Source organism: Bradyrhizobium sp. CIAT3101 (assembly GCF_029714945.1).
GTDB lineage: Bacteria > Pseudomonadota > Alphaproteobacteria > Rhizobiales > Xanthobacteraceae > Bradyrhizobium.
Genome location: NZ_CP121634.1, coordinates 3,934,392 through 3,952,564, shown reverse-complemented (window position 1 = coordinate 3,952,564; position 18,173 = coordinate 3,934,392). Strand labels below are relative to the sequence as shown.

Here is an 18,173-nt window from a genome sequence, read left to right as displayed (position 1 = left end):
ACCGCACTTTACCGATAGATCACGCGGTATGGGTCCCGGCCTTCGCCGGGACGACACAGAGACCCTTACGCAAACTCCAAAATCAGCGCGTCCACCGCGAGCGTCGCGCCGGCGCTGGCGTGGATCTTCTTCACGGTGCCGTCCTGCTCGGCGCGGAGCACGTTCTGCATCTTCATGGCTTCGACCACGGCCAGCGTCTCGCCGGCCTTGACCTCCTGCCCTTCGGTCACTGCGATCGAGACGATGAGGCCGGGCATCGGACACAGCAGCTTCTTGCCGCTGTCGGACGCCGTCGTCACCGGCATCAGCCGCGCCGAGGCCGCTTCCGCTTCGGTCCAGACATAGACCGGCACCTCGACGCCCTGATGTGCGAGACGGATGCCGTTGGCGATCGGGCGCGCCTGTACCGCGATGAAGTGGCCGTCGATGGTGCCCTGCCAGACCGGATCGCCCGGCTTCCATGCCGACTGCAGCAGATGCGCATTGCCGGCCTTGCCATCGGCGTCGATGAAGCGGATCGCGATCGCGTCGCCCTCGCGGGCGACCTCGAGCAAGATCTCCTGGCGGTCGAGCCACACCGCGCGACGACGCTCGCGCTGCACGATCCGTCCGCCCATCTGGCCGGAGATCTGCCGCTTGCGCTCACCGAGCACGTGATCGATGGCGGCGCCGACCGCGGCGATGCGACGTGCAACCTCACCTTCGGGCACGCGCACCGCAAAGCCCTTCGGGAATTCCTCGGCGATGAAGCCGGTCGAGAGATTGCCCTCGCGCCAGCGCGGATGATGCATCAGCGCCGACAGGAACGGGATGTTGTGGCGGATGCCGTCGACATAGAACGAATCCAGCGCGGTCGCCTGCGCCTCGATCGCGGCCGCGCGCGACGGCGCATGCGTGACGAGTTTTGCGATCATCGGATCGTAATGGATCGAGATCTCGCCACCCTCCTGCACGCCGGTGTCGTTGCGCACGGTGATGCCGTCCTTGCTTAACTCCGCCGGCGGGCGATATTTCACCAGCCGCCCGATCGAGGGCAGGAAGTTGCGGAACGGGTCCTCGGCGTAGAGACGCGATTCCACCGCCCAGCCGGTGAGCGTGACGTCCTTCTGGGTGAGCGCAAGCTTCTCGCCGGCGGCCACGCGGATCATCTGCTCGACGAGATCGACGCCGGTGACGAGCTCGGTGACGGGATGCTCGACCTGGAGGCGCGTGTTCATCTCCAGGAAGTAGAAGCTCTTGTCCTGGCCTGCGACGAACTCGACCGTGCCGGCGGAATCGTAGTTCACGGCCTTGGCCAGCGCGACCGCCTGCTCGCCCATCTTGCGGCGGGTGGCTTCGTCGAGCAGCGGCGACGGCGCCTCCTCGATGACCTTCTGGTTGCGACGCTGGATCGAGCATTCGCGCTCGCCGAGATAGATCACGTTGCCGTGCTTGTCGCCCAGCACCTGGATCTCGATGTGGCGGGGATCGACGATGAACTTCTCGACGAAGACGCGGTCATCGCCGAACGAGGCCTTGGCTTCGGCCTTGGCGAGATTGAAACCTTCCGCGACCTCGGCCTTCGAATGGGCGATGCGCATGCCCTTGCCGCCACCGCCGGCGGAGGCCTTGATCATCACGGGATAGCCGATCTCGTCGGCGATCTTGACCGCGTGCTTGTCGTCCTCGATGACGCCGAGATAGCCGGGCACGGTCGAGACCTTGGCTTTCGCAGCCGCCTTCTTGGATTCGATCTTGTCGCCCATCGCGGCGATCGCGCCGGGGTTCGGGCCGATGAAGACGATGCCGGCGGCCTCCAGCGCGCGCGGAAACGCCTCGCGCTCGGACAGGAAGCCGTAGCCGGGATGCACGGCCTCGGCGCCGGTCTTTTTGCACGCCTCGACGATCTTCTCGATCACCAGATAGCTCTCGGCCGCGGCAGGCGGGCCGATCAGGACGGCCTCGTCGGCCATCTCGACATGGAGGGCGTCGCGGTCGGCCTCGGAATAGACGGCAACCGTCTGAATTCCCATCTTGCGGGCGGACTTGATGACCCGGCAGGCGATTTCGCCGCGGTTGGCGATCAGAATGCGTTTGAACATGCTTTTCTTGAGTCTCGACCTTGGGCGGGACCCATCCCTGGCCGTTGGGGCCTATGAAACGGGCCGTGTGGCTCCCGTGGTACATCAAAATGGGCCGGAGGCAACGGTCTAAATCCGGCCCCGCTGGCGTACCAGCGCAAGACCGATCGGGCCTGGCGAACCCCTTGGATGACCTAGGGCTTCCCGGCCTTGGCCCTATCCTTGGCCACGTCCCGGACAAGGCTGTGAATGAAGCCCAGTTTCGTCACCACCGCGGGCGAGAGAATGAAGGGATAAAGGTCGTGCAGGCCCATGGCGCGGTTGACGCTGTTCATGGCGAAGGTGAAGGGCAGCCATGCGTCGACGATCGCCTCGACGCCTCTCGCCTCGTAGGGGTTGAACCGGATCCGCGTCGACAACTCCCCGTCACGATCGACCTTGGGCCGCACCTCCATGCCGAACTCTGAAGCCATCTCCAGCGTATCGATGATGTGGAGGTAATGCGCCCAGGTCTCGGCGAAGTCTTCCCAGGGGTGCATCGTCGCATAGGCCGAGACGAAATTCTGCTGCCAGTCCGGCGGCGCGCCTTCGGCATAGTGGCGCTGCAGGGCCTCGCCGTAGTCAACGGAATCGTCGCCGAACACCGCGCGGCATTCATCCAGTTTGCCGCCGTCGCGCACCAGTACGTCCCAGAAATAGTGACCGACCTCGTGCCGGAAATGCCCGAGCAGCGTGCGATAGGGCTCGCCCATCTCCAGCCTGCGCCGCTCACGCTCGATCGTATCGGTCTCGGTCAGCGCGATCGTGATCAGGCCATTATCATGGCCGGTCAGGATTTTCTGGCCGCTGTTGGGATCATCGGCGAGGAAATTGAAGATCAGGCCGTGCTCGGGGTTCTCCTGCCGGGTCTGGAGCGGCAGCTTCCAGCGGATCAGGGAGTAGAACAGCCGGTGCTTCGCCACCTCCAGCTCGCGCCAGCCGGCGAGCTGCACGGGATCCGACAGATCAGGCACGATGCCGTTGTGGCGGCAGGCGCGGCAATAGCCGGTGGTATCGCCGGCATCGGTCAGCCAGTTGCAGGCGTCATACTCGGCATTGCTGCAGAGCATGCGGCGTTCGCCCTTGTCGGCCAGCGTCTTCCAGCCCTCGCCGTCCGGCTCGATCGCCGACATCGTCTCCTTCTCGGGCAGGAAGGCGACCCGGTGACCGCAACGTTCGCAGGCGCGGTTCTCGAAATAGAGAACATTGCCGCAGGACTGGCAGACAAAGAGCTTCAAGATTTAGCCTCTCGGGAAAGGGAGCCTTACGAATATCAGTTGTGGCGCCTCGCAGATACGCGGGCCGACGGCCGGTCGTTCCAATATCAGGAACAAATAACCAGACCCCGCGTTCGTTCATACCCGCCAAACGTCGTTCGGTGGGCGTTTCCCGATCAATTCCCTTTTGAGCAATGGCTATCACGCTTTGTCTGTGTGAATATCGGTTCGGCACGCGCGCTCCCGCATCACAACGGCCGACGCCTTGAACGATCCTTTGCCCGAGACCCTTGCTGCCGAAAGGCTGCGCCAGCACCTCCAAGACATCGCGCGGGAGCGCGATGAAGCCTATCGCGCGCTTCAGGAGCGCGAGGCCGAGCTTGCGCGCATTCAGCGCATCGGCAAGGTCGGTGGCCTCGAGGTCGACTTCCGCGAAGGCTTCAAGAACCGCCGCTCGCCAGAATATTTAATGATCCACGGGCTGCCGCCCGAGGCTGCGGACGAAACGCACGAAGACTGGGTCAGCCGCATCCATCCCGATGACCGCGACGCGACCGTCAAACACTTCTTCGAGGCGCTGGCCGGGACCAGCGAGGACTATACCGCCGAATACCGCATCGTCCGCCCCAGCGACCGCGAGACCCGCTGGATCCGCGTCGTCGCCAAGATCGAGCGTGACGGCGACGGACGCGCCATCCGCCTCGTCGGTGCCCATATCGACGTCACCGACCAGATGCTGGTGCGCGAGACCTTGCGCGAGAGCGAGGAGCGCTTCCGGCTCATCGCCGACAGCGCGCCGGTGCCGATCTGGGTGACCAAGCTCGACCGCACGCGTTCCTTCGCCAACCAGGCCTATGTCGATTTCGTCGGCCTGCCCTACGATCAGGCCATCGCCTTCGACTGGCGCAAGGTGCTGCATCCGGACGACCTGCCGCATGTGCTGCAGCAATCGGTCCAGGGCGAAGCCTCGCTCAAGCCGTTCGTGCTGGAGGCGCGCTACAAGGATGCGTCCGGAAGATGGCGCTGGCTGCGCTCGGAATCGCAGCCGCGCTGGGACCCGACCGGCAAGCATATCGGCTTCATCGGCGTTGCCCACGACATCACGGTCGCCAAGCAGGCCGAGATCGAGCTGCGGAGCCTCAACGAGACGCTGGAAGAGCGCATCGCGCAGCGTACCACCGAGCTCGAATCCAACGAGGCGCGGCTGCGCGCGATCTTGGAGACCAGCAACCAGTATCAGGGGCTGGTCAACCTTAGGGGTGAATTGCTCTACGCCAACAAGACTGCGCTCGACGGCATCAGGGCGAACTCCTCCGACGTCATCGGAAAGCCGTTTTGGGATACACCCTGGTTCACCGGCACCCACGGCATGAGCGCGACCGTGCGCGAGGCCTTCGACACCGTGCTCAAGGGCGAAGCGGTGCGGATGGAGATGCGGCTGCGGCTGCCCATCGGCGAGCGCGATTTCGAGTTCGGCATGCGCCCGGTGCTCGACCGCCACGGCAACATCACCGGCGCGGTGCCGGAAGCCGTCGACATCACCGAGCGCCGCCGCGGCGAGGAAGCGTTGCGGCAATCGCAGAAGATGGAGGCGATCGGCCAGCTCACCGGCGGCGTCGCGCACGATTTCAATAATCTGCTGACCATCATCCGCTCGGCGACCGACTTCCTGCGCCGGCGCGAGCTGCCGGAAGAGCGCCGCCGCCGCTATGTCGATGCCATCTCCGATACTGTCGAGCGCGCCTCGAAACTGACCGCACAGCTGTTGGCCTTCGCGCGACGGCAGCCGCTGAAACCACAGATCTTCAATGTCGGCAGCCAGGTCGAGGGCGTGGCGCAGCTGGTCCGGCCATTGGTCGGTGGCCGCATCGAGATCATGGTCGAGATCGACGACGCCGACTGCTTTACGGTCGCCGACATCGCGCAATTCGAGACCGCGCTGATCAACCTTGCCATCAACGCCCGCGACGCCATGGATGGCGAAGGCCGCCTCACCATCGCCGTCCGCAAGGTCCAGGGCATCCCGAACCTGCGTGCGCAGTCGGCGCGTGGCGGCGACTATGTCGCAATTTCGGTGGCGGATACCGGCACCGGCATCGCGCTTGAAAACATCGACGCCATCTTCGAGCCGTTCTTCACCACCAAGGAGGTCGGCAAAGGCACCGGCCTCGGCCTCAGCCAGGCGTTTGGCTTCGCCAAACAGTCCGAAGGCGACATCGCCGTGACGAGCACGCACGGCCAGGGCGCGACCTTCACGATCTACCTGCCGCAGGCGCAGAGCCCTGCCGCCGAGAAGGAATCCGCATCGCTCACCAGCGAAGGCTCGACCACCGGGCGCGGCTACCGCGTGCTCGTGGTCGAGGACAATGACGATGTCGGCCAGTTCTCGACCGAGCTTCTGGAGGACCTCGGCTATGTCGTCCGCCGCGTCGCCAATGCCAATGCCGCGCTCTCCATCCTCGGCGAGAACGAGTTCGCGGTCGATCTGGTGTTCTCCGACGTCATCATGCCCGGTATGAACGGCGTCGAGCTCGCCGGCATCATCCGCGAGCGCTATCCGGGCCTGCCGGTGGTGCTCACCAGCGGCTACAGCAACGTGCTCGCCGAGAACGCCCATCGCGGATTCGAGCTGATCCAGAAACCGTACTCGGTGGAGTCGCTCTCGCGCATTCTGCGCAAGGCGATCACGGAGAAGCTGTCGGTGGCAAGGTGAGTGTTGGGCCACGCAACGCGATGTCGTCCAGGACAAGCGAAGCACGGATCTGGGACGACGGCGGTGGTCTGAGCTCCGCCTTCAATGCATGAATTCCGTCAAACCTGATCAGGTATCCCGATGAAACCCGCCCTCTTCTCAGCCTGGCAGACCTGGGCGCTTCTCTCCGCCTGCTTCGCCGCGCTGACCGCGATCTTCGCCAAGGTCGGCGTCGAGAACATCAATCCCGATCTCGCCACCTTCATCCGCACCATCGTGGTGCTGCTGGCCTTCTCGGTGCTGCTGTTCTTCACCGGCCAGTTCGCCGTTCCCTCGGCGGTCTCGTCGCGAACATGGCTGTTCCTGGTGCTGTCGGGGCTTGCAACCGGTGCGTCGTGGCTGTGTTACTTCCGCGCGCTGAAACTCGGGCCCGCAACATTGGTGGCGCCGATCGACAAGCTCAGCGTCGTACTGGTCGCCCTGTTCGCATTCGCTTTTCTCGGCGAGCGCCCGACAGCGCAGGGCTGGGTCGGCATCGCCATGATCGGCGCCGGCGCGGTTCTCCTGGCCGTGAAGTTTTAGGGCGGAACAAAGCGGCCTGAGATCGGTTTCTGCCGGGGCGCTTCCCAGCCTCGATCGAGAGACCGATGTCGCGCGAAAACCCCGATCAGGCAAAGCAGGCCGGCCGCGCGCTGGACGCGGCGAACTTCTTCCTCGCCGACGTCCGCGACGGGCTCGGCCCCTATCTCGCCGTCTATCTCCTCACCGAGCAGCACTGGGACGAGGCGCGGATCGGTCTCGTGATGTCGATTGCGACCATTGCCGGCATCGTGGCGCAGACGCCGGCCGGCGCGCTGGTCGACGCGACGCGGGCGAAACGGATGGTGATGGCGATTGCCGCCGTGATGGTCACCCTTGCCTCGCTGTCGCTACCGCTGTTTCCGACCTTCGGACCCGTTGCAATCTCGCAAGGCATCGCCCAGGCCGCCGCCGTCATCTTTCCGCCGGCCATCGCCGCCGTCTCACTCGGCATCTTCGGCCATGCCGCCTTCACCCGGCGGATCGGCCGCAACGAAACCTTCAATCACGTCGGCAATGCGGTTGCGGCCGGTCTCGCCGGGCTCTCCGCCTATTGGTTCGGCCCCACTGTCGTGTTCTACCTTCTCGGCGCCATGGCGGTCGCGAGCCTCGCCAGCATTCTCGCAATTCCCGAACGCGCCATCGACCACGACCTTGCGCGCGGGTTGGACGACGCCGATGCACAGAGCGAGCAGCCATCCGGCCTCGCCGTGCTGCTGACCTGTCGCCCGCTGCTCGTCTTCGCGATCTGCACCGCTCTGTTCCACCTCTCCAACGCAGCGATGCTGCCGCTGGTCGGGCAAAAGCTCGCTCTCCAGGACAAGAACATGGGCACCAGCCTGATGTCAGCCTGCATCGTGGCAGCCCAAATCGTGATGGTGCCCTTCGCAATGCTGGTCGGAGCCAAGGCCGACCAATGGGGCCACAAGCGCTTCTTTCTCGCCGCGCTCCTGATCCTGCCCATTCGCGGCGCGCTCTATGCGCTCTCGGACAATCCGTTCTGGCTGGTCGGCGTGCAGTTACTCGACGGCGTCGGTGCCGGCATTTTTGGCGCGATCTTCCCTGTGATCGTCGCCGACCTCATGCGCAACACCGGCCGCTTCAACGTCGCGCAGGGCGCCGTCATCACCGCCCAGAGCATTGGCGCGGCGCTGTCGACGACCCTCGCCGGCTTCGTCGTGGTCGGTGCTGGTTACAGCGCAGCCTTCGTCACGCTCGGCGCGGTCGCCGCGATCGGCGCCGTGATCTGCCTCCTCGCTCTCCCCGAGACGCGGCGAAGCGCAGACGGCGGTCCGCGCCCACAGGGGAAGACAGCGGCCTCGGCTTCCGCTATCGCTGCCAAATGAACTCACGCCACAAGGATTGAACGTGCCGTCTGACGCCATCTGGGCCTGGAGCATCATCGTCGCCGCGACCGCGGGCGTCATCATCCGCCCCTTTCGACTGCCCGAGGCGATCTGGGCCGTGCTCGGTGCCGGCGCCCTGGTGCTGCTCGGCTTCCTGCCATGGCAGGATGCGCTCACCGGCATCGAGAAAGGCGTCGACGTCTATCTCTTCCTGATCGGCATGATGCTGATCGCCGAGCTCGCCCGGCTCGAAGGCCTGTTCGACTATCTCGCTGCGCTTGCGGTCGAATATGCCGCCGGCTCGCCACAACGGCTGTTCCTGCTGATCTATGTCGTCGGCACGATCGTGACCGTGCTGCTCTCAAACGACGCGACGGCGATCGTGCTGACGCCGGCCGTCTATGCCGCCACGCGCGCGGCGGGCGCAAAACCGCTGCCTTATCTGTTCGTCTGCGCTTTCATTGCGAACGCCGCAAGCTTCGTACTGCCGATCTCCAACCCCGCCAACCTCGTCGTGTTCGGCGCGCGCATGCCGCAGCTCACCGAGTGGCTGCGCCTGTTCGCCCTGCCTTCGGCCGCCTCGATCCTGCTCACCTATATCGTGCTACGCCTGACCCAGCATCGCGCGCTGAAAGACGAGACCATCGCGCGCAGCGTGCCGCATCCCAAGCTCAGCCGCGGCGGCAAGCTGACGGCCGTCGGCATCATTGCCATCGGCGCCGTACTGGTCACGGCATCGGCGCTCGACAAGCAGCTGGGCCTGCCGACCTTCATCTGCGGCGTGGTGACGGCCGCCATCGTGCTGCTGATCAACCGCCAGTCGCCGCTCCCCGTGCTCAGGGGCGTGTCCTGGAGCGTGCTTCCGCTGGTCGGCGGTCTGTTCGTGATGGTGGAGGCGCTGGTGAAGACCGGCGTGATCGGACAGCTCAGTGCGCTCTTGCACGAAGCCGTCGCACACTCCGTGACGCACGCCGCCTGGAGCGTCGGCATCGCGACAGCGCTGGCCACCAATATTGCCAACAATCTGCCCGTCGGCCTTGTCGCGGGCTCGGTCGCCGCCAGCGATCATCTGCCGGCCCCTGTCGTCAGCGCCATCCTGATCGGCGTCGATCTCGGACCCAATTTGTCGGTCACCGGCTCGCTCGCGACCATCCTCTGGCTGGTCGCGCTGCGGCGGGAGAAGATCGAGGTCGGCGCCTGGCCGTTCCTCAAGCTCGGCATTTTGGTGACACCGCCCGCCCTGATCGCCGCGCTCGCGGCCGCGATCAGGTGAGCGTGGTCAGTCGATCTCAAAATATCGAAAACAACCCCATGCAAAGTAGCCGACCACCGTCCGCGCGTCGCCATGCGCATTTTCCGAACCCGTTTGACACGTCGGGCAAAACAGAGGCACAATGTCATCATCGGCGACACGACACTGCGGCCCATTGGAGGGCCGTCAGTATCCCAACGCCCTCGGCAGGGCCGTGCTGATCTCCGGGACAAAGGCGATCAGGATCAGGCAAAGGAAGAGTATCCCGAGATACTTCAAGATCGGCACGATGGTGTCCTCGAGCCGCACACCGCCGATGAGGCACGCACCATAGAGGCCGAGACCGAGCGGAGGTGCAAATAGCCCGATCCCCATGCCCACGACAAGGATGACCCCGTAATGGAGGGGATCGACGCCGAGTTGCCGTGCCACCGGCATCAGCAGCGGCGCGAAGATGATCAGTGCAGCGGCTCCCTCCAGAACGGATCCCATCACGATCAGGATCAGGACAGAGAGAAGAAGAAAGACCCAACGCCCGTGCTGGGCGGTCAAAGCCACCAGGACATCCGCAATCGCGTGCGGGATCTGCTGGAGCGTCAGGACATAAGCCAGGCTCTGGGCGGCCGCTACGATGAAAAGAACCATCCCTGAGCGCACGGCCGCGTGCCGCATGACCGAGCCGACTGCCGTCCAGGTCATCTCCCGGAATAAGACCCACCCGACGGCCAGTGCATAGACAACCGCAAAAGCAGAAATCTCCGTCGCAGTTGCAAAGCCCGATCGATAGCCGCCGAAAATCAGCACGATCAGGCCGAACGCCGCGACGCCGCTGGTCGCCATGCTCGTCATGGATTCGCCGGCGCCGCCGACAATCGCGGCCTGCGTGGTGCGACGCCCCGCGACCACAGCCGTGAGAATGAGGGCGAGTGCCATCAGCGCCGAAGGGAGCAGACCCGCCATGAACAGGCCGCCGATCGACAAGTTCGCGACAAAGCCAAGGATGATGAGATTCACGCAGGGAGGAATAGTCTCTGCCATGACCGCCGAGGCCGCGAGCAGCGCGACCGCGTCTCCCGGCTTCTGTCCGGATTTGCGGGCCGCTGGCACCAACACGGAGCCGACGGCCGCGATGTCAGCCATCTTCGAACCGGAGATGCCGGAAAAGATCACCATCGCGAGGACCATCACGACGTCGAGGCCCCCGCGAATCCGGCCAGCACCTCGTTGCAGAAGTGAGATCAGACGGACGGACATGCCGTTCGCCTCCATCAGATAGCCGACCAGGATGAAGAACGGCACGGCAAGCAGCACAAAGTTGTCGATGCCGCGCGCCATCTGCTGGGCAAGGAACTGGCCCGGCAACATGTCGCCGCACCAGACAAAAACCAGCGCGGAAAGCGCCAGAACGAAAGCGATCGCGACACCGGCCACCAAAGACGCGACAAAGACGAGACCCATGATCCACGGCAGTCCTGGCGTGGTGTCTGGCGAGAGCGACAGCCAGGCCGTCCAGAGGGCGGCCAGGATCGCATAGCCGGCGACCGCCGCGACGGTATCCCGCCGGCGGAAACGCAGGCAGGTATCGATCGCAAAAAGCGTCATGGCAGCAGTCGCAACGCAGAGGGGAGCAAAGAAGACTTCCTGTGGCACCCCGGCCCCGACCGTCTGACCCGACGTTTCAACCAGTAACTGGGTTGCGTAGTAGAACGACGCAGCCGTGATGATCACAACAAGCGCAGCCACCGCGGCATCGAGTTGTTCGCGCCGGCGCGGCGCAATTCGATCGACAAAGAACGTCACGCCGGCATTGTCGCCGCGCGCCAATGCCGCAGCCGCGCCGAGAAAGGTCACGGCAAGGAGCAGCGCGCGAGCAACATCGTCGCTCCACTCCACCGGCGTGTCGAACAAATGCCGGGCGAGGACCGATCCGATGACGACAAGAAGATCAGCCGCGAGCAGAGCCGTTGCCGTCCACTCGAGAACAAGCAGCAGGCCCTTCAGGAAAGCCGGCCAGATGCCTTCGACCGCTAGTTGTCCGGTTCGCGCCACGGTGACAGGCGTCGTCATCGATCTAGCCGTTTTCGGTCTGGCGGATCGCATCCAGCAGCGGCTTCGCGGCGGGTGTTCGCTCGGCGAAGCGATCCCACATCGGTCGAACGTGCTCCCGGAACGCGCCACGATCGCATTCAGAAATGGTCACGCCGAGCTTCTTCAATTCCGCCGTCGCGTCCGCCTCGATCTGACCGGCTTTGGCAAAGTGTTCATCCGTGGCCTGCTGGATGGCCTTGATCAGGCCGTCGCGCTGCGCCGCGGGCAGTCTGGTCATGGTGCGGTCGCTGATGAAAGCGCCGAAAGGCGTGTGAATATGCTTGGTCAGCGTGAAATTCTTGGCCGTTTCATAGAATTTCGCCGAGATGATCGTCGGGGCATCATGCTCCAGCCCGTCGATCACACCGGCCTGAAGTCCGGTGTAGATCTCGCCGAACGCCATCGGCGTTGCAGCGGCGCCCATGAGCTTGACGGTCTCCGTCACCACCGGATTCGGCAGGCAGCGAATCTTCTTGCCGGCGAGCTCGGCGGGCTCCTTGAACGCGAACTTTGTCATGAAATTGCGGGCGCCGAGATTGCGCCCCCAGGCAGGGAAATGCACACCGGCCTTTTTCACCAGGAGCTGTCGCACGGCCTCACCCCCTGGTGAGGATGCAACTCTTCGCATGTGATCATAGTCCGCGAAGATGTAGCCGAGATCGAACGCGCCGATCTCGGGCACGACGTTGGTCCAGATCGACGTGCCGACAAGCATCATGTCGACGACGCCCAACTTGACCTGGTTGACGACATCGGCCTCCTGGCCGAGCTGATTGTCCGGGAAGAATTGTGTCGCAACCTGCCCGTCGGTCGCCTCCTTCAGCCGCGGCAGAAAGAGATCATACCAGATCCGGGCCGTCGAAAATTTCGGGTCATTCGGAAACGACGTCGAGACTTTGAGCGTCGTGGCAGCGGCTGCCGGCCTGATCAGGGCCGGAGCTGCAAGCCCTCCTGCGATACCCGCCAACATCGCGCGGCGCGAAAACTTCGTCATGATGCCTCCCCTTCGGTTTGTTGCTTTGGCGTTATCCGTCAGTCGTTCTCGTAGCCGTAGACTTCCGGCAGGATGAAGATTGCGGCGAGCAATCCGATCAGCGGGAAGATCGCGACCATCAGGGTGGCACTGGCCTGCCCGACTGCAGCGAACACCGTCGGGAACAGGAAGATCGCCAGGAACGACGGCAGCTTCACGAACATGTAGGCGAAGCCGCTCGCCGTGCCGCGGTACTTCGGCTTGGCGACCATGGTCGGGATCGTCATGCAGTTCGACGCGTCCCAATAGTGACCCCACAACATGGCGGCCGCCGCGAACGGCAGCAGGATCTTGTTGTCGGTGTAGAGCGCGAAGGCTGCGACCAGCAGCGAGGCCAGCACGATCGAGAAGCCGGCGATCGCGATGCCGCGGTGGCCGATCTTCGGCGTCAGCAGCGGACCGACCCAGCCGGACAGAGCCGCGAAGCAGAACAGCGCCATGGTCACCAGGTTGATCCCGAGCACGCTCGACACGCCGACCATCACGAACAGCACGGGCAAATAGAACGCGAAGGTCGAGAACTCGCTGCCTTGGGCGAAGCAGGCGATCCAGCCGTAGACCGTCGCACGCCAGCGGATCGGGTCCTGCTTGAGGTCGGCGAGGAAGGCACGAGTCGAGACCTTCGGCACCGGAACGTCCTGGTCCGGCAGCATGGCGAGGTCGTCGTTGAACATCTCGCGCGCGACCTGCTTGGCCTCACGATAACGCCCCTTCTGCACCAGCCACACCGCCGTCTCCGGCACGTCGTGGCGCATGATCAGGATGATCAGCGCCGGCACCGCACCGAGGCCGAGCGTCACGCGCCACAGCATCTCGTGCTGAATGTCGAGCAGCAGGAAGATCACGATGACGCCGATGGTCAGCACTTCGCCGACGGCGAACATGAACTGCCAGCGATTGCCCATCACCTCGCGCTCACCTTTCGCCATGGATTCCATGATGTAGGTGTAGCCGGTCGAGATATCGGAGCCGAGCGGAATGCCGAGCAGGAAGCGGATCACGACGAGCCAGGCGACGCTCGGCACAAAAGCCTGCGCCAGCGCCAGCACGATGAACATCACCATCGTCACCAGGAACATCACGCGGCGGCCGATCTTGTCGGACAGCCAGCCGCCGAGCAGCGCGCCGATCAGCGCACCGCCTTGCGTGCCGGCCGCGGCAAGGCCGAGCATCAACGGATCGGGATTGTACTGCTCCTTGATGAAGATCAGCACGAAGGCGATCGAATAGAGATCCCAGGCCTCGACCAGGATCGAGGCCATCATCAGCCAGCCGACCTTGTTGCCCTTTGGACTGTAATTGGTGATGAGATAGCGGACCGCGGCTTCGCTCGCGGTCGGTTGTGGCACGGCCATCGTTGACATGTTGGTCCTCTCTTCGAAATTTTTCTACGCGTCGAGCAGCGGCTCGATGCTGCAATCGAGCAGGCGCGGATCGATCCCCGCCTCCATGCCGACGAATATCGTATCCATGAAATCGATCAGCGCGTCGCTCGCATTCACCGCAGCTTCAACGCGGCGTGTGGCGATCGCATTCAAAATGTCGAGATGGCGATCGATGGTGCTCGACAAGTCGGTCCGCCCCGGCATGTGGCGGTGATGGATGAAGCCGATGCGCCGGTAGAGCGTGTGCAGTGGCCGCATCGTATGCGCGAGGAAGGGCTCGCCGCCGGCCTCGAGGATCAGCGCGTCGATTCGGCGGTCGAGGTTGTTGAACTCGTCGAGCGTCAGGTTGGCGCGTCGCTCGCGCAGCACACGCTCGATATGCAGGGCTTGGTTGCGATGCGAGAGGCTGGCGCGATCAGCAGCCAAGCGGATCACGAAGCGTTCCATGTCGCGGCGCAGGCCCAGCAGCATGCGCTCACGCGCCAGATCGATCGGGGCGACCTGCAAACCATGGCGCGGACGGATAATGATCAGCGTGTCGGCGGCAAGCGTGTTGACGGCATGGTGTACCGGTGTGCGGCCAAATCCCGTGATGTGCTGCAGCTCCAGCATGGTCAGGAACTGACCCGGCCTCAGCTCGCAACTGACAAGAAGATCCTCGATCTTCTGATAGGCAAGCTCGACGAAATTGACGCGGTTGCGCCTGCTGATGGCGCCTTCGCTCTCCGCGTTGACCAACTCGAGCGCGCGTTTGCGCCGCACCATGCTGTCCTCCCCATCGCCCTCGCCTCGTCTTGGGCCAGGTCGCATCATTGTTGTGACATGCTTAAAACATGTTGTGATATATTACAAGTGCGCGTATGACGGCGTCTCCAAGGCTGCGGAGCGGCCAAGGAAGAACGACCAAGGAAGAACAACAAGACGGGCGCTAGCCGCGCTCACGATGGGAGGACAATTGCCGTGAAGATCACGTCGATCGAGACGCTGCGCACCGAGGAATTCTCCAACGTCATCTGGGTGCGCGTCCACACCGATGCCGGCGTCATCGGCTTGGGTGAGACCTTCTATGGCGCGGGCGCGGTCGAAGCGCAGATCCACGACACGTTCGCCGGCCGCCTGCTCGGCCGCAATCCCCTCCACATCGAGGCGATCCATCGCGACATGCTGAACCTGCCGATGGCGCAGTCATCGACCGGCGTCGAATATCGCGCCGCATCGGCGATCGACATCGCGCTGTGGGATCTGTTCGGCAAGGTCTGCAATCAGCCGGTGCATCAGATGCTCGGCGGCCTCTGCCGCGACAAGCAGCGCATCTACAACACCTGCGCCGGCACGCAATATGTGCGCTCCACCAATATCAGCCCGGTCTCCAACTGGAATCTCGGCGCCTCCAAGGGCCCCTATGAAGACCTCGACGGCTTCATGAACCGCGCCGATGCGCTCGCCGAAAGCCTCCTGGAAAGCGGCATCTCGGCGATGAAGATCTGGCCGTTCGATCCAGCGGCGCAGGAGAACAAGGGCCTCTACATCACGGCCGCCCAGATGAAGCAGGCGATCGAGCCGTTCGAAAAAATCCGCAAGGCCGTCGGCGACAAGATGGAGATCATGGTCGAGCTCCACTCGCTGTGGAATCTGCCGACCGCAAAGCAGATCGCCCGCGCGCTCGAGCCCTACAAGCCGACCTGGTACGAAGACCCGATCCGCATGAACTCGCCGCAGGCTCTCGCCGAATACGCCCGCTCGACCGACGTCTGGGTCTGCGCCAGCGAGACGCTGGGCTCGCGCTTCCCCTACAAGGACATGCTCGACCGCGACGCCATGCATGTGGTGATGGCCGATCTGTGCTGGACCGGCGGCCTCACCGAGGGCCGCAAGATCGCGGCGATGGCCGAGACCTATCACCGCCCCTTCGCGCCGCATGACTGCATCGGCCCGATCGGCTTCATCGCCGCCATCCACATGTCATTCAGCCAGCCCAACACGCTGATCCAGGAATCCGTGCGCGCCTTCTACAAGGGCTGGTACAATGAGCTCGTCACCACCATGCCCACGATCAAGGACGGCTATGTCTTTCCGATGGAAGGCCCCGGCCTGGGCGTCGACCTTCTGCCCGCCGTATTTGAGCGCTCCGATCTGACCGTGCGCCGCTCCAACGTCTGAGGATCTTTTGAGATGAGCACCGCCCTCTTCGACCTTTCCGGCCGCACCGCGCTGGTAACCGGCTCCTCGCGCGGGCTTGGCCGGGCCATCGCCGAGGGCATGGCCAAGGCCGGCGCCAAGATCATCATCAATGGCGTCGATCCGAAGCGTGTCGAGCAGGCTGTCGCCGAGTTTCGCGCCGCCGGACACCAAGCCGAGGGCGCGGCGTTCAACGTCACCGATGAGCCCGCGATCGTGGCGGCCTTCAACGACTTCGACAAAAAGGGCATTGCGGTCGACATTCTCGTCAACAATGCCGGCATCCAGCACCGCAAGCCGCTGGTGGAATTCACCACCGACGAGTGGCGCAAAGTGATCGAGACCGACCTCACCAGCGCCTTCGTGATCGGCCGCGAGGCCGGCAAGCGCATGATCCCGCGCAAGCGCGGCAAGATCATCAACATCGGCTCGCTCGGCAGCGAGCTGGCGCGGCCGACGATTGCGCCCTACACCGCGGCCAAGGGCGGCATCAAGAACCTGACCCGCTCGATGGCGGTGGAATGGGCCCAGCACGGCATCCAGGCCAATGCGATCGGCCCCGGCTACATGCTGACCGACATGAACGAGGCGCTGGTCAACAACACCGATTTCAACAACTGGCTGATGGGCCGCATCCCCTCCAAGCGCTGGGGCAAGCCGGACGAGCTGGTGGGCGCGGCGATCTTCCTCGCCTCGGATGCCTCAACTTATGTCAATGGCCAGATCATCTATGTCGACGGCGGCATGATCGCCGCGATGTAATCGCGAAACAGGGAACGAAACCATGCGCGCTGTCGTCATTCACGCCCCGAAAGACCTGCGGATCGACAACTATCCCGATCCGGCGCCCGCCCCGGGTGAAGTCCGCGTCAAGATCGCCAACGGCGGCATCTGCGGCTCCGATCTGCACTATTACCACCACGGCGGTTTCGGCGTCGTCCGCATCCAGCAGCCGATGGCGCTGGGGCACGAGATCGCCGGCGTGGTCGCGGCCGTCGGCGACGGCGTCACCAGCGTGAAGGTCGGGACGCGCGTTGCGGTCAATCCGAGCAAGCCGTGCGGCCAATGCCTGCATTGCCAGGAGGGCATGCGCAACCAGTGCCTCGACATGCGCTTCCTCGGCAGCGCGATGCGCTTTCCCCACGTGCAGGGCGGGTTTCGCGAGTTCATCTCGGTCGACGCGACGCAGGCCGTGCCGATCTCCGACAAGCTGTCGCTCGCCGAAGCCGCGGTCGCCGAGCCGCTCGCGGTGTGTCTCCACGCCGGCAAGCAGGCTGGCCCCCTCCTCGGCAAGCGCGTGCTGATCACCGGCTGCGGCCCGATCGGCGCGCTGATGATCCTGGTGTCGCGCTTCGGCGGTGCGTCCGAGATCGTCGTGACCGATGTTGCCGACGCGCCGCTCGCGGTCGCCAAAAAACTCGGCGCAACGCATGCGATCAATGTCGCGACCAATGCGTCCGCACTCGATCCCTGGCGCACCGGCAAGGGCGTGTTCGACACGCTGTTCGAGGCTTCCGGCAATCAGGCCGCCCTGCGCACCGCGCTCGACGTGCTCCGTCCCGGCGCGACGCTGGTACAGCTCGGCCTCGGCGGCGAGATGACGCTGCCGATCAACTCCATCGTCGCCAAGGAATTGCAGCTCCGCGGCACCTTCCGCTTCGATCCCGAGTTCGAGCTCGCGGTGCGGCTGATGGGCGAAGGCCTGATCGACGTAAAGCCGCTGATCACGGCGACCATGCCGTTCGAGAACGCGGTCGCCGCGTTCGAGCTCGCCAGCGACCGCTCGCAATCGATGAAGGTGCAGCTGACGTTCTAAGCCCGGCCTCAGGGCTGTGCCAACGCGGCCATGACCTCGCGGGAGACGAAGATTTCGGCACGCTCCCACGATTCGTCGTTGTCGCCGCGGAAGGTGTAGAGCTTGTCCATCACGACCTTCCTGGCGCCAACGTCGATCACCGCGACCTTGGCCCATTGCACCAGCGTGCTCGTCTTCTGGATGCCGCCGATGACCTTGAACGCCGCCCCCTCCTGCACGGACGGCGCAAGCCGGTAGCGCGGGTCGGCGGCGATGTCCCGCCGGAGCGCGACCATGAACGCCTGCAGCCGCCGCTCGTGGGCGGCACTCTGGTCGTTCGGCTCGGCCGAGGTGTCGGTGTAGCTGAAATCGTCGAGCGCAATGGCGGTGGCCTCGGCGGCCAGGGCCCGGCCATCCGGCCCGGCCGCGAGAACAACAAGGAAAGACAGCAACGACAGGGCACGGCGCATCGCGAACCTCGCATGATGGAAAGGCCGCAAGCTAGGCGG

The 18,173-nt window shown here is 64.4% G+C and carries 13 protein-coding genes and 1 pseudogene; 7 read left to right on the top strand and 7 right to left on the bottom strand.

From position 1 onward, the window contains the following. Window positions 1-65 precede the first annotated feature (65 nt). Window positions 66-2,081 carry an acetyl/propionyl/methylcrotonyl-CoA carboxylase subunit alpha gene (locus QA645_RS18535; protein ID WP_254194117.1) on the bottom strand — a complete coding sequence of 672 codons (2,016 nt, stop codon included), beginning with the start codon at window positions 2,079-2,081 and terminating at the stop codon, window positions 66-68. A 173-nt stretch (window positions 2,082-2,254) separates the two neighbouring features. Then, a complete protein-coding gene (locus QA645_RS18530) occupies window positions 2,255-3,337 on the bottom strand; it encodes a putative zinc-binding peptidase (RefSeq protein WP_283052058.1) in 1,083 nt (360 codons plus the stop codon). A 226-nt stretch (window positions 3,338-3,563) separates the two neighbouring features. Here QA645_RS18530 and QA645_RS18525 point away from each other — a divergent pair, with 226 nt between their 5' ends. The 4 genes from QA645_RS18525 to QA645_RS18510 all read left to right on the top strand — a co-directional run bounded on the left by QA645_RS18525 (window position 3,564) and on the right by QA645_RS18510 (window position 9,206). Then, a complete protein-coding gene (locus tag QA645_RS18525; RefSeq protein ID WP_283053249.1) occupies window positions 3,564-6,029 on the top strand; it encodes a PAS domain S-box protein in 2,466 nt (821 codons plus the stop codon). A 120-nt stretch (window positions 6,030-6,149) separates the two neighbouring features. Then, complete coding sequence (locus tag QA645_RS18520; protein ID WP_254132081.1) at window positions 6,150-6,590, top strand: EamA family transporter; 441 nt, start codon at window positions 6,150-6,152, stop codon at window positions 6,588-6,590. 65 nt (window positions 6,591-6,655) lie between these two features. Then, window positions 6,656-7,933 carry an MFS transporter gene (locus QA645_RS18515; RefSeq protein WP_283052057.1) on the top strand — a complete coding sequence of 426 codons (1,278 nt, stop codon included), beginning with the start codon at window positions 6,656-6,658 and terminating at the stop codon, window positions 7,931-7,933. Between the two features lie 22 nt (window positions 7,934-7,955). Next, on the top strand, window positions 7,956-9,206 hold the full coding sequence (locus QA645_RS18510; RefSeq protein ID WP_283052056.1) for an arsenic transporter: 1,251 nt from the start codon (window positions 7,956-7,958) through the stop codon (window positions 9,204-9,206). A 165-nt stretch (window positions 9,207-9,371) separates the two neighbouring features. Here QA645_RS18510 and QA645_RS18505 read toward each other — a convergent pair whose 3' ends face one another. From QA645_RS18505 to QA645_RS18490, 4 genes are read right to left on the bottom strand one after another with little or no spacing between them, the layout of a single operon-like run. Further along, complete coding sequence (locus tag QA645_RS18505) at window positions 9,372-11,252, bottom strand: TRAP transporter large permease subunit (RefSeq protein WP_254194121.1); 1,881 nt, start codon at window positions 11,250-11,252, stop codon at window positions 9,372-9,374. Between the two features lie 4 nt (window positions 11,253-11,256). After that, window positions 11,257-12,267, bottom strand: coding sequence for a TRAP transporter substrate-binding protein (locus QA645_RS18500; RefSeq protein WP_254194122.1), 1,011 nt, complete (start codon window positions 12,265-12,267; stop codon window positions 11,257-11,259). A 38-nt stretch (window positions 12,268-12,305) separates the two neighbouring features. After that, window positions 12,306-13,670, bottom strand: a complete 1,365-nt coding sequence (locus QA645_RS18495; protein ID WP_254194123.1) for an MFS transporter — start codon at window positions 13,668-13,670, stop codon at window positions 12,306-12,308. A 24-nt stretch (window positions 13,671-13,694) separates the two neighbouring features. Further along, window positions 13,695-14,456, bottom strand: a complete 762-nt coding sequence (locus QA645_RS18490) for a GntR family transcriptional regulator (RefSeq protein WP_283052055.1) — start codon at window positions 14,454-14,456, stop codon at window positions 13,695-13,697. A gap of 195 nt (window positions 14,457-14,651) precedes the next feature. Between QA645_RS18490 and QA645_RS18485 the strand changes: the two genes are divergently transcribed. Genes QA645_RS18485 through QA645_RS18475 form a run of 3 tightly spaced genes read left to right on the top strand, consistent with a single transcriptional unit; the run spans window position 14,652 to window position 17,685 of the window. Next, window positions 14,652-15,851, top strand: a complete 1,200-nt coding sequence (locus QA645_RS18485; protein ID WP_254132088.1) for a mandelate racemase/muconate lactonizing enzyme family protein — start codon at window positions 14,652-14,654, stop codon at window positions 15,849-15,851. 12 nt (window positions 15,852-15,863) lie between these two features. Further along, window positions 15,864-16,631, top strand: coding sequence for an SDR family oxidoreductase (locus tag QA645_RS18480; RefSeq protein WP_254132089.1), 768 nt, complete (start codon window positions 15,864-15,866; stop codon window positions 16,629-16,631). A gap of 22 nt (window positions 16,632-16,653) precedes the next feature. Continuing rightward, window positions 16,654-17,685, top strand: coding sequence for an L-idonate 5-dehydrogenase (locus QA645_RS18475; protein ID WP_254132090.1), 1,032 nt, complete (start codon window positions 16,654-16,656; stop codon window positions 17,683-17,685). 17 nt (window positions 17,686-17,702) lie between these two features. Here the strand turns inward: QA645_RS18475 and QA645_RS18470 are convergent. After that, window positions 17,703-18,134: pseudogene (locus QA645_RS18470) on the bottom strand (DUF2380 domain-containing protein); the annotation flags it as partial. Window positions 18,135-18,173 lie beyond the last annotated feature (39 nt).

Bases quoted from the DNA above. Each gene is read 5' to 3' on its own strand.
- QA645_RS18535 (WP_254194117.1), bottom strand. From the start codon at position 2,081: ATGTTCAAACGCATTCTGATCGCCAACCGCGGCGAAATCGCCTGCCGG.
- QA645_RS18520 (WP_254132081.1), top strand. From the start codon at position 6,150: ATGAAACCCGCCCTCTTCTCAGCCTGGCAGACCTGGGCGCTTCTCTCC.
- QA645_RS18515 (WP_283052057.1), top strand. From the start codon at position 6,656: ATGTCGCGCGAAAACCCCGATCAGGCAAAGCAGGCCGGCCGCGCGCTG.
- QA645_RS18505 (WP_254194121.1), bottom strand. From the start codon at position 11,252: ATGACGACGCCTGTCACCGTGGCGCGAACCGGACAACTAGCGGTCGAA.
- QA645_RS18500 (WP_254194122.1), bottom strand. From the start codon at position 12,267: ATGACGAAGTTTTCGCGCCGCGCGATGTTGGCGGGTATCGCAGGAGGG.
- QA645_RS18495 (WP_254194123.1), bottom strand. From the start codon at position 13,670: ATGTCAACGATGGCCGTGCCACAACCGACCGCGAGCGAAGCCGCGGTC.
- QA645_RS18490 (WP_283052055.1), bottom strand. From the start codon at position 14,456: ATGGTGCGGCGCAAACGCGCGCTCGAGTTGGTCAACGCGGAGAGCGAA.
- QA645_RS18480 (WP_254132089.1), top strand. From the start codon at position 15,864: ATGAGCACCGCCCTCTTCGACCTTTCCGGCCGCACCGCGCTGGTAACC.
- QA645_RS18475 (WP_254132090.1), top strand. From the start codon at position 16,654: ATGCGCGCTGTCGTCATTCACGCCCCGAAAGACCTGCGGATCGACAAC.